Source organism: Bacillota bacterium (assembly GCA_036504675.1).
Taxonomy (GTDB): Bacteria; Bacillota; Sulfobacillia; order JAJYWN01; family JAJZPE01; genus DASXUT01.
The window spans coordinates 1-2,414 of the sequence record DASXUT010000049.1; the positions used below are offsets into that span (position 1 = coordinate 1).

Consider the following 2,414-nt stretch of genomic DNA (forward strand, 5'->3'; position numbering starts at 1 on the left):
CCCGCGAGTCGAGGTTGCCGGTGGGCTCGTCGGCGAGGATCACCGCCGGGCCGTGGATCAGGGCCCGGGCGGCCGCGACGCGCTGCTGCTGCCCGCCGGAGGTCTCGCCGGGCCGCTTGTCGAGGACGTCCTCGATGCCGAACTCGGCGGCCACGTCGGCTAGGCGCCCCTCGATCTCCAGGCTGTCGACTTTGTCCAGGGTCAGGGGCAGGATGATGTTGTCCCTGACGTTGAGGCTGTCGAGGAGGTTGTAGTCCTGGAAGATGAAGCCGAGCTGGCGGCGGCGGAAGAGGGCCAGGGCGTCGTCGTTGAGCCCGCGCGGATCGGTGCCGCGGATGCGGACGCTGCCTGAAGTCGGCTGGTCGATGGTCGCCAGGATGTTGAGCAGGGTGGTCTTGCCGCTCCCGGACGGGCCCATGATGCTGATGAACTCGCCCTCGTCGACGGCCAGGTCGATGCCGTTCAGGGCCTGCGCCCCGACCTTCGAGCGGCGGTTGCTGTAGACCTTGGTGATGTCGGTGGCTTCAAGGATTTTCATTTTGAACGTCCCTCCGTTTCCACTCCCAATGATAAAGCGGGCGGGCGCGGGCTGCCATCGTCGTGGATTACAGGACGAAGGGCCAGTCTCACAAGGCTGTAAGAGTGGCCGCGGTGGGGAGGCGTCACCCGGGCCGGCGGGCACAGCCGCGGGGGGACCGGGAATCAGACGGCGTTGTGGAGCGTTTCGCCGGGGACGAACTCGACGGTGGCCACCGTGCCCTGCCCCGGCCCGGGCGAGGTCACGGCGAGCCGGTGGCCGAGCCGAGCGCAGACCTGTTTAGCGAGATACAACCCCATCCCGGTGGCCTCCGGCGAGCGGCGCCCGTTCTCGCCGGTGAAGAAGGGCTCGAAGACCCGCCCGAGGTCCTGGGGTGGGATGCCGATGCCCCAGTCGTGGACGGTGACCCGGACGGGGGCTGGCTTGGCCTTCGGGCCCTGGTCGCGATCCGCCGACAACTGGATTGTCACCTGGCGGGCCTCGGGGCGGTCCGACAGGCGCGAGTACTTGATGGCGTTGCTCAGCAGTTGGATGAGGACGAAGCGGAGCCACTTCTCGTCGGTCTCGACGAGGATGGGAGGGGCGGGCGCAGAGCCCTGCCCGGGCGCCTCCGGTCCGACCCCCTTCAGCCGCGGGAAGACGCCGGCCCGGATGAAGGCCCTCTTCTGATCGTTGATCGCTGCCCGGGCCACCTCGGCCAGGTCCGCCTGGTGGACGACGAAGTCCGAGGTGAAGTCGGTCAAGCGGGCGTTGGTCAGCATCAGCTCGAGGCCGGCGGCCAGCTTATCGACCTCCTCACGGAGGCTGGCCACGGCCTCCGGACCCGGCCGACCCCGCGGGTCGGCAGACTCCGCCCCCGCCCGCTCCAGCTCCTGCAGCTGAAGGTCGAGGACGGCGATGGGGGTCTTCATCTGATGGGCCCAGCGGTTGAGGAACATCGCGCTGAACCCCTGACGGCGGCGATGGGCGGCCAACTCGTCGGCGTAGACCTGATGCTGCCCGACCAGGGCCTGGCGGACCAGGGCCTGCTCGGCGGTGACAGGGGAGACCACTCGCGCGTAGGCCTCCGGGTCCCGGGCCTGCTGGAGACCGGTCAGTTGCCCGTAGAACGGCCTCTGCCGGAAGTATTCGACGGATACCCACAGCCCCAGGACGAGAACGGCCAGGAGGCCGGCGTACCAGAGGTTCGAGCCGGTCAGGCGGCCGCCGGTGAGGGTCAGGTCGAGCTCGATGACGGCCAGACCGAGGAAGAGGCTGACCACGAAGGCGATGACGTAGGCACGACGGTCGTTGAGGAAGGTCCAGAAGCTCATCGGCCGGACGCCCCCTCGCCGGGCCCGGTCGGCCCGCCCGGCCTATCCGGCCCGTCCCCGACCTCCAGCCTGTACCCCTGTCCGCGCTTGGTGGCAATGCCCCCGGGGAAGCCGACCTCCTCGAGCTTCCGCCGCACCCGGGCCACGTTGACGTTGAGAGTGTTGTCATCGACGAAGGAGACGTCGTCCCAGAGGGCGGCGAGCAACTCCTCCCGGCCGACGACCCGCCCGGCCTGCCTGGCCAGGAGGTCCAAGAGCCGGAATTCCGTATGGCTCAGGTCGGTCCGGCGCTCGCCGCAGGCGATCTGCCCGCGGTCCTCGTCGAGAAGGAGGGGGCCGACCGTCCTCAGTCGCGAGGGGACGGCCCCGGCGTATTCGCCGTAGACGCGCCGCAGGAGGCTGCGGATCTTGGCGATGAGGACCTCCAGGCTGAAGGGCTTGGTGACATAATCGTCGCCGCCGTTCTCCATCGCCAGGACCTGGTCCATGTCGCCGGTGCGGGCCGACAGGAAGACCACCGGCACCTTGGAGACGGTGCGGATCTGCCGGCACCAGTAGAAGCC

3 protein-coding genes are annotated in these 2,414 nt (G+C 69.3%); all 3 read right to left on the reverse strand.

The window, feature by feature from the left end; genetic code table 11:
* Nucleotides 1-538, reverse strand: a 538-nt coding sequence (locus VGL40_03645; protein ID HEY3314364.1) for an ABC transporter ATP-binding protein, incomplete at its 3' end; no start/stop codon positions are given.
* 164 nt (nt 539-702) lie between these two features.
* Entirely contained in the window at nt 703-1,851 is a 1,149-nt protein-coding gene (locus VGL40_03650; GenBank protein ID HEY3314365.1) for a sensor histidine kinase, read from the reverse strand.
* The coding region (locus VGL40_03655) for a response regulator transcription factor (protein ID HEY3314366.1) at nt 1,848-2,414 on the reverse strand (567 nt) is incomplete at its 5' end. The genes VGL40_03650 and VGL40_03655, both read right to left, overlap by 4 nt.